At 47.1% G+C, this 8358-nt stretch carries 10 protein-coding genes; 5 read left to right on the top strand and 5 right to left on the bottom strand.

What is annotated here, in order from left to right:
* Window positions 1-157: 157 nt before the first annotated feature.
* Both HQL65_19410 and HQL65_19405 read left to right on the top strand, forming a co-directional pair.
* Window positions 158-1261 carry a TAXI family TRAP transporter solute-binding subunit gene (locus HQL65_19410; protein ID MBF0138405.1) on the top strand — a complete coding sequence of 368 codons (1104 nt, stop codon included), beginning with the start codon at window positions 158-160 and terminating at the stop codon, window positions 1259-1261.
* On the top strand, window positions 1262-2032 hold the full coding sequence (locus HQL65_19405; GenBank protein ID MBF0138404.1) for a 4'-phosphopantetheinyl transferase superfamily protein: 771 nt from the start codon (window positions 1262-1264) through the stop codon (window positions 2030-2032). It abuts the gene before it with no gap.
* Window positions 2033-2035: 3 nt separating this feature from the next.
* Here the strand turns inward: HQL65_19405 and HQL65_19400 are convergent, their stop codons facing one another.
* The 4 genes from HQL65_19400 to HQL65_19385 all read right to left on the bottom strand — a co-directional run bounded on the left by HQL65_19400 (window position 2036) and on the right by HQL65_19385 (window position 4876).
* The gene (locus tag HQL65_19400; protein ID MBF0138403.1) at window positions 2036-2194 is read right to left on the bottom strand and encodes a hypothetical protein; all 159 of its coding nucleotides are present in this window, start codon (window positions 2192-2194) and stop codon (window positions 2036-2038) included.
* A gap of 119 nt (window positions 2195-2313) precedes the next feature.
* Complete coding sequence (locus HQL65_19395; protein MBF0138402.1) at window positions 2314-3606, bottom strand: ABC transporter substrate-binding protein; 1293 nt, start codon at window positions 3604-3606, stop codon at window positions 2314-2316.
* 79 nt (window positions 3607-3685) lie between these two features.
* Window positions 3686-4531 (bottom strand): prohibitin family protein, encoded by an 846-nt coding sequence (locus HQL65_19390; protein ID MBF0138401.1) that lies wholly within the window; start codon window positions 4529-4531, stop codon window positions 3686-3688.
* Window positions 4532-4540: 9 nt separating this feature from the next.
* A complete protein-coding gene (locus tag HQL65_19385) occupies window positions 4541-4876 on the bottom strand; it encodes a hypothetical protein (protein MBF0138400.1) in 336 nt (111 codons plus the stop codon).
* Here HQL65_19385 and HQL65_19380 point away from each other — a divergent pair.
* Complete coding sequence (locus HQL65_19380) at window positions 4842-5642, top strand: formylglycine-generating enzyme family protein (GenBank protein ID MBF0138399.1); 801 nt, start codon at window positions 4842-4844, stop codon at window positions 5640-5642. The two genes, HQL65_19385 and HQL65_19380, sit on opposite strands and share 35 nt — an antisense overlap.
* A gap of 9 nt (window positions 5643-5651) precedes the next feature.
* On the opposite strand, the gene HQL65_19375 is transcribed toward HQL65_19380, so the two are convergent.
* Complete coding sequence (locus tag HQL65_19375) at window positions 5652-5876, bottom strand: DUF2892 domain-containing protein (protein MBF0138398.1); 225 nt, start codon at window positions 5874-5876, stop codon at window positions 5652-5654.
* A 234-nt stretch (window positions 5877-6110) separates the two neighbouring features.
* Here HQL65_19375 and HQL65_19370 point away from each other — a divergent pair, with 234 nt between their 5' ends.
* Together HQL65_19370 and HQL65_19365 are read left to right on the top strand one after the other, a co-directional pair.
* Window positions 6111-6329 carry a hypothetical protein gene (locus HQL65_19370; GenBank protein MBF0138397.1) on the top strand — a complete coding sequence of 73 codons (219 nt, stop codon included), beginning with the start codon at window positions 6111-6113 and terminating at the stop codon, window positions 6327-6329.
* Between the two features lie 2 nt (window positions 6330-6331).
* Window positions 6332-8215: a propionate--CoA ligase gene (locus tag HQL65_19365; GenBank protein MBF0138396.1), complete on the top strand. Its 1884-nt coding sequence runs from the start codon at window positions 6332-6334 to the stop codon at window positions 8213-8215.
* Window positions 8216-8358: the final 143 nt, after the last annotated feature.

Below are 8358 nucleotides of genomic sequence, written 5' to 3'. Positions count from 1 at the left end.
AGGGCAGAGCCGCTTCCTCCTGGACCTCCATCCCAGTTTTTCATTCGTTTTTTTTAAATGAACACGGGGTCCAGGGGGCTGGATGGCCGAAACGATGATCAAGGCCCAAAAAACCAAGACACCGATAAAAAAACGTCCGGCAAGGAAAGATAAATAAGTGCGTCAACTTAAAGGCATATATCAAATTGCAGCAGGAATACTCTTGCAGCTATGCCTGTTGCAACCGGTATGGGGACAAAATTATCAGCCCTGCGAGAATTTTCCAAATTATTGTATATCAACCGGCAATCAAAAATTTACGTACTATAAAATTGGACAAAATCTGGTGGATTTTGTCAGTATGAACGCCAAAATGATCATGCAAAACCCCAAAAATCCATCACTTTTTGTGATATCCAGCAATGGCTCTATTGAAAACGTCATCCGCATGCGCCACCAACCTGGCGTCAATATGTCGATTGTCCAATCGGACGTTTTGCTGCATTACAAGGTAGAAGCAGAAAAAGGCAACAGGGATGCCATCGGAATGATCAATCAATTAAGGGTCCTGCTGCCTCTTTATCAAGAAGAAGTCCATATTATTGTTCGCGCCGACTCTCAAATAAATTGGCTGCATCAACTTTATGGAAAAAAAATCTCCCTTGGACCTAAAACCAGTGGCTCATCATTGACTGGGCATTTATTTTATAAACTTATGACAAATAATGATCTTCAAGAATCAAATGTACTCTATACAGTCGGCGACAATTCTTTTGACGATTCATTGAATGCTCTGCTCAACCAAGATGTTGATGCTTTGTTTATGGTTACAGGTCAACCATCGGGGAGACTGGCAGAATTTCCAGAAAAAGTCAAGAACTTAATAAAGATGGTCAAGGTTGATTATAACAATGAAGTAACCACGAAAATTTTTAATGGCCCATATTATAAATCAGTTATCCCAAAGGAGAGCTATCCTTGGCTTACTGAAGATATCCCAACAATTTCAGTCAGGGCATACCTGGTGTCAAAAGAATATAACCGATTGCAATCCAAAGAAAATATTGTTAAATTTGTCAAATCAATTTGTCGGAATTTTCCAACCCTCAAAAAAAATGGGCACCCAAAATGGAAAGAAATGGTGCTTGATCTGGAAAAACTGCCCGGAGGTTGGCGTTATTCAAGTGATGCCGAAGTAGCCTTGAAGTCGAAAGACTGCCAACAGGAATGCACACCTGAGCAGGAAATGTTCAAACTGTGCAAGAAAGCTGGGAAAAAATAGTTGGACTGTATCCAATTTATCTCTGATAATGAAATCCATATTTGGTTCAAAAGGCTTGATCCGTCACCTTTCCAGATTAATACTCTGTACGTGTTTCTTTCTAAAGAAGAACAACAAAGAGCAGATCGATTTCACTATGCAAAACATCGCATAGAATATATCGTCGCACACAGTTTCTTGCGATTCTTGCTGGGACGTTATTTAATAACATCCCCGACATCAGTCCACTTTCATATTACCCCCTATGGCAAACCTTACCTGAAAGCAACCTTGGATGGGAGCAAACCACCCTTATATTTCAGTCTCTCCCACTCTGGAGAGTGGGGAGTCGTCGCCATTGCACGCAACAACGACCTGGGCGTGGACCTTGAAAAAATTCGCCCGGCACACCCACTGGAACGTCTGGATTTTGCCCAACGATTTTTTTCGAACGACGAATTTGCAAATCTTAAAAAACTACCGGAAGAACAAGTCAACACAGCCTTTTTTGCCTGTTGGACTCGCAAGGAAGCCTACATCAAATGCCTGGGTGTGGGACTTTCCCACCCTCTGTCTGGATTTACAGTCAACGTCAACCCTGAAGAAACCAGATCTGTCATGACACCTCGTTGCCTGACTTCTGCCTCTGAATTGGCATTCCCGCACCAGATACACGACCTACCAGCCGAACCAGGCTATCGTGCAGCATTGGCCGTTGCCACCTCCGGGCCATCTGTTCCACGGATTATTCTTCAAAAGGAAACAGAACAATTTTGGACCACATGCATTTGAAATTTATTTTATATCATCCGCCGCCAGCAACAAAATGACACCTATGATCGGCGTCAAAAGAATTGATCCAAAAAAATACCCCCAAAATCCCATCTTCTTTTTTCTGCCAAGGTAACCGATAAGCAGACTCAACCCGATACCACTCAAAACGATGGCAACCATATAATCTCCATATTTACTGGCAAGCGTTCACCGGAGCATTTCTGGTAAATTTTTGATTATTTTACCTTTTTTTAATTTTTAAATTACAGAAATATCTAGAATATGTTAATTATAATTAGCTAATAGTATTTCAAAGGAACAAAACTAAGGATTCCATTTTCATCCGATTTCAACTCGTTAAACGTAAAAACCTTCCCAAAATTTTCACCTTTACCAGTAAATCCAAACAGACCGCTCACTCCGTAGATTAACGGCGTTTGGTAACGCAATGCATGTGCCAAGTCTGCTGGATTCAATGTATGATTCTTTCTGATCAGGTTTGCCAATATTTGAACGCTGTCATAGCCGATACCTGCATAGACGTCCGCTTTTTTTCCATTGCTGTATTTTTCAAAAACTTTGGAAAATTGTCTATAGTAAAATGTCGTTTCATCAAAAACACTGGCAACGACCGTCCCCTTGCCCATGGGGCCGACATAAGAAGAAAATACATCTGATTCCAAGGCATCACTACCAACGAAGGGTTGATGAATACCCAGCTTACGGCTCATCTTGACAATTTGCTGGGCAGCCATCGGCTCTCCAATTAAAATGATGGCATTGAAACTGGAATTTTTTACTGCCAATAAGCTGGAGGTGACATTGCTGACATCCGCATGCGACAATTCCTCCCGGCTTCTGTTATAAAACGTGATACTTGTTACAATTTTAACGCCGAACTCGCTTGACATTTTTTTAACGAAGGCAGCGGTCTGAATACTATCCCTGTCACGGGCATGAATGATGACAACATCATTATAACTTTGATCAGTACAAAACTGAATAATTTCTTGTGCCATCCGGACAGATGACGGTTGGAGTTGGAAAGTAAGGGTGGAGTTGATATGGGTAAGAAGGGGATTTGTCTCAGAAGACGCAAGAAACAAAATCCCTTTCGATTCATATGTGATGGATGCAGGTAGTGCCGTATCGTTGACATCTTTGTGGCCGATGACAGCGATCAGGCCTTTCTCGGCAACAAGTTTACGTGCGATCTGACTGCCAGCGTCCTGGGCGGCATTGCGATAACGACCATGACGGGCCAGATCGGCGCGGGCACTTTCCAGGTATTTGGTTTCATTTTCAATAATGAAACGAATTTTCTTATGGTTGAGACCTCCCTGAGCATTGATTTGCTCCTGAGCCATCATGGCACCTTCAACAAAGCCACCATCACCCTCGGGCCAGACAACACCAATGACAATATCGGAATTCTCTTCTTGCTTTAATCCAAATGTCTCCGTAATATAAACAATATTCGACTGAACATACTCATAAAACTGCATATTATTCTTTAAATTCCACAACAGAACCGCCAGAATAATAATAACTCCTGACAGGATAGTATAAAATATTTTACGAGATTTGGTCATCACGATGTCAGAGACCCGCATTCGGATTTGGTTTGAAAAAATTCAAGAGAAATTCATAATGCATTGCCATCGAATATCTCTATTGGTTGCCCAATATGATTGGCAATCCATCCTTGCCAGATCCGATGACCACAACTTTGGCATTTTCAGATTTGGACATATCCAACGTTGCCCGGATTCCTTCCCATTTAAGGAGGCTATCCGTCAAGGAAGTGGATACGATATTGTTCTTGGCAGCAACACCCACCGCCTCAAGACGCTTTCTTTCGGCCTCTTTTTCTTCCAGATGGAGACGAAAATCGTAGGAAAGAAGCTGTTGTTCATAAACAAGCTTTTCTTCAACGGCATTTTTGACGCTATCCGGCAGCTCCACAGAGCGAATAATAATATTGTCAACCTTGACATACATTTCCCCGACTTCCTGCAAGGCCAGGGCAATGATTTCGCTCTGCACGCCATCCTTGTTCGTATAAATATCTTCAGGCGAAAGGCGACCGATGTTGCGCCGCAAGACGGATTCTATTTGCGGCAAAATAATTTTCGAGGGATAATCCGGTCCCACATTTTGGTGCAAAAGCCCAAGCAGTTCGTAGATGGGAGCAAACCGGACAGCAATATTCAGTTTGATGGGCAAACCACGATTGGTAAGAACCTCAAAATCATCATACAGAATTTGAATGCGCGTGTCGTATATTTCCATACGGTTCAAAGGCATAAGGATATGCAATCCTTCCGGATAAACATAGTCGGTCTCCGTACCAGACGTAAACACATGGTAAAGAATTCCAGCTTCACCGGAACGAATAAAAATAAAGATGCGAGGCCAGATCAGAACGATAATAATGATTAACGTTGCAAAAAAGACAATAATATAAGGAAGCTTATCTTTAACCCAAGACCTGAATCTACGAAACATGTTCGCCATCGCTTATCGTTATCCTAAATGATCGACCAAGAAACACAACCCGTCCAAGCGTACCAAAAAGTGGCTGCAAAACGCCACACTTTTCATATCATTTCCGGCAACTTCCAATAGTGTCATCCCTTGACCAACCAGACTGACCTGACAGAGGATACACGCATTTGATCCTTGCGACAAGAAAACGCTCTTCGCCATGGTCAGGAAAATTTTCGCCGCCAGAACCCGTTTGCCCGAATTTCCGGGATCGAGGAATAAATCTCCGCTGTAACCTGCCATGGTGGCCAGGGTTTGCGGAGTACGCCAGGAGATGCCCATGTACCCATTTCTGTTGCTGATGATGATCTTCATGCTCGGTCCCGGATCCATCAGTGCAGCACCTGCCCAGGCAAAGAATATTCTTGAAAAGAAAAAAAATTATACAAACAGTATTGGCATGGAGTTTGTCCTGATCCAGCCCGGTTCACTCTCCATGGGTCCTTTCTATTCCTCGAACATCTGCAACAGCGAGGTCCCCCTTCATGAAGAAGTGATCCACGAACCGTTCTATCTGAGTAAATATGAAGTCACGCAAGACCACTGGGAAGCGGTCATGGAAAACAATCCAAGCAGGACCAAAGGAGGCTCCCTGCCCGTGGAACGAATCACCTGGAGCAACGTCCAGGAATTTATCAATAAATTGAATGAAGCTGAAAAAACGAACCTTTATCGCCTGCCAACTGAGGCCGAGTGGGAATACGCAGCCCTCGCCGGCGAAAAAACCAATAATTTTCTGCAAAACAGCGACGGCGAAATCGGCCAATATGCCTGGTTCAAAGGCAGCAAAACCTACGCCGTCGGTCAGTTGAAACCAAACGCATGGGGGCTGTATGACATGTTTGGCAACGTCTGGGAACTGGTCAATGGCAATTTCCGGGAATTTGGCTCAGGCGGCCCCCAAAACAGCGCATCCTCTCCTGAATCAAATCCCGCCCAGGGCTCAAAAATCATCCATTTGGGTCGGGGAGGCGGCTGGATCATCGATCCGAATTGCGGCAATATTTCCGACCGCCACTTTTTCGGTGCAGACGACAGCCACGCCCTGCTGGGCTTCCGACTCCTCATGGAAATCAAGTAGAGACAATGATCAGGAAACTGTGGATTTTTCGATCAGGTAACTCTTTTTCTTGGGAGCTTTCGTGTCAAAGCCCAGCATGTCATAGAATAGGCACGTACCGATCAAGCCGGTAAGCAACGGATAAACCCCAAGCCAACCCCAACGCACCTTCGGTCCCACAAAAACCAGAGATATCAATACCCCACCCTTGACGACCCGTACCACCCGATCCATTGTTCCCACATTGTCCTTCATGCGGCATCTCCTCACTGTCAGTGTAAATCCTCGCCATCTCCATCTTGCCTGGCATGGCTCGACCTGTGCAACGACACAACTCCCCGTGACCGGATGGTTTCCCAACCATCAATGTAATTCCTCGTCGTCTCCATCTTGCCTAGCCTTTGCAACGACACGACACCCCGTGACCAGATGGTTTCCCCTACCCAATCCTTTCACCTCCAGTGTACCATACCGCCGAGTCATCCTGGCATGACCCATGATGCCCACCACCCAAAAAAAGCCTTCGGCCTGATCAGGGATCATGGCCGAAATGTTCAAATTTTAATTGCAGAAATATTCATCTATGGTGTCCGTGTCATTCCAGGAATGTTGCGCCCTGATAAAATCTCTGTCAAATGCGGTTTCCTCAGTGAACTTATGGCTGTATCCGAGCGTTTTTCCACCTTTTTTGCAGAAAGTCAACCATGACGATGAACAATCTGTCAAAATATGAGCATTTTTATAAAGATTCCATCGAAAATCGGGAAACGTTCTGGAGCGCCCAGGCCAAGAATATTGATTGGCAGACACCTTTTACCCAGGTGCTGGATTATTCGCAACCGCCGTTTGCCAAATGGTTTCCGGACGGTCTGACCAATCTTTGCCACAATGCCGTGGACCGGCATCTGCCAACCCGGGGTGATCAAGCCGCGATCATCTGGACCTCCTCCGAAGTGAATGACACCCGGACCATCACCTATACTCAACTCCACGCACAGGTCAACCAGGCCGCAGCCTTGTTGCAGGAGTTGGGCGTTGGTTTGGGCGACCGGGTGTTGATTTACATGCCCATGGTTCCGGAAACCGTGGTGGCCATGCTGGCGTGTGTACGCATTGGCGCGGTCCACTCTGTCGTTTTCGGCGGACTGGCTTCGGCGGCCATGGCTTCCCGCATCGACGACGCCACCCCCAGGCTGGTGATCATTGCCGAAGCCGGCAGCCGTGGCGGTCGCATCATTCCTTATAAACCCCTGCTGGATGACGCCCTCCGCATCATCCATGTCCCACGACCTAAAGTATTGATTCTCAACAGAGGCCTGGATACCACCTTCCAACCCGACTTTGACACGTTCGACTGGGCAGAAGGCATGCAACGTCACGTCCTTGCCCGGGTGGCCCCGGTCTGGGTTCCTTCCTCCCATCCGTCCTACATTCTCTATACTTCCGGCACCACGGGTAAACCGAAAGGGGTCCAACGGGATACCGGCGGCCACGCCGTGGCCCTCCGTGCCTCCATGGAGCATATTTTTGGTGTCAAGCCTGGCGAGGTCATGTTTTCCGGCTCGGACATCGGTTGGGTCGTCGGTCACTCCTATATTGTCTATGCCCCCCTGCTTACCGGTGCCACGACCCTTGTTTACGAAGGCTTGCCCATCCGGCCCAATCCCGGCATCTGGTGGTCCCTCGTCGAAAAACACCGGGTCAACTGCATGTTCACCTCACCCACGGCAATCCGGCTGTTGAAGAGGAGCAAGGCTGAATGGATCCGAAAATATGATCTTGATTCGTTGCGTTGCCTTTTCCTGGCGGGTGAGCCTCTGGACCGGGAAACCCATCGCTGGATAGCCGACGCCCTGCTCAAGCCCGTTATAGACAACTATTGGCAAACAGAAACCGGTTGGCCCATCCTGACCAATTTTGTCGGTCTTGGCTTGCTGGAAACCAAGTTCGGTTCGCCCGCCAGACCTGCCTATGGCTATGATATGCATCTGGTAGACGAGGTTTCAGGAAAGCCCGTGGCCGCCAACGAAAAAGGGACCCTCATGATTCATGCTCCCCTCCCCCCGGGTTGCATGTCCACGGTCTGGGGCGATGATGCCCATTTCGTGAAAACCTATTTTTCCCGCTTTGGCCATGAAATGTACGCCACCTTCGATTATGCCATGCGGGATGAGGATGGTTATTATTTCATCATGGGTCGTGATGATGACGTCATCAACGTGGCCGGGCAACGCCTGGGAACGCGGGAAGTCGAAGAGGTTTTATGCAGCCATCCGGCGGTGGCCGAGGCGGCTGCCGTGGGCGTTCATGACGACATGCGGGGACAAAAAATCTACGCTTTTGTCGTGGTTGCCGATGCCGGTATGACGCCCTCGAAAAAGGAGTTGATGGACCTGGTCGGCTCCGAAATCAGCACCTTTGCCCGGCCCAAAAAAATATATTTTGTCTCGGCATTACCGAAAACCCGCTCCAGCAAAATTCTCCGGCGTGCCATCCTGGCCATTGCCGAAGGCCGCGATCCCGGCGAACTGCCCACTATTGAAGACATGACCGCCTTGGAACAAATCCGCAAGGCCGTGGCTGCCGCCGAGTAACATGACCACCTTGGAACAAATCCACAAAGCCGTGGCTGTCGCCGAGAAACTTTTAGAGGCTGTCTAATAACTTGTTGATTTCAAAAAGCGAATGAAAAACTGGGATGGAGGTCCAGGAGGAAGGGCTGTGCCCTTCCTCTTGG

It is taken from the genome of Magnetococcales bacterium, from assembly GCA_015228935.1.
Taxonomy (GTDB): domain Bacteria; phylum Pseudomonadota; class Magnetococcia; order Magnetococcales; family DC0425bin3; genus HA3dbin3.
The sequence above is the reverse complement of the archived record's forward strand: the minus strand, read 5'-3'. Positions and strand labels throughout refer to the sequence as shown.

Excerpts from the sequence above, each read along its gene's own strand:
- HQL65_19400 (MBF0138403.1), bottom strand. The coding sequence starts at position 2,194 with ATGGTTGCCATCGTTTTGAGTGGTATCGGGTTGAGTCTGCTTATCGGT.
- HQL65_19395 (MBF0138402.1), bottom strand. The coding sequence starts at position 3,606 with ATGACCAAATCTCGTAAAATATTTTATACTATCCTGTCAGGAGTTATT.
- HQL65_19390 (MBF0138401.1), bottom strand. The coding sequence starts at position 4,531 with ATGGCGAACATGTTTCGTAGATTCAGGTCTTGGGTTAAAGATAAGCTT.
- HQL65_19380 (MBF0138399.1), top strand. The coding sequence starts at position 4,842 with ATGTACCCATTTCTGTTGCTGATGATGATCTTCATGCTCGGTCCCGGA.
- HQL65_19385 (MBF0138400.1), bottom strand. The coding sequence starts at position 4,876 with ATGAAGATCATCATCAGCAACAGAAATGGGTACATGGGCATCTCCTGG.
- HQL65_19375 (MBF0138398.1), bottom strand. The coding sequence starts at position 5,876 with ATGAAGGACAATGTGGGAACAATGGATCGGGTGGTACGGGTCGTCAAG.
- HQL65_19370 (MBF0138397.1), top strand. The coding sequence starts at position 6,111 with ATGACCCATGATGCCCACCACCCAAAAAAAGCCTTCGGCCTGATCAGG.
- HQL65_19365 (MBF0138396.1), top strand. The coding sequence starts at position 6,332 with ATGAACAATCTGTCAAAATATGAGCATTTTTATAAAGATTCCATCGAA.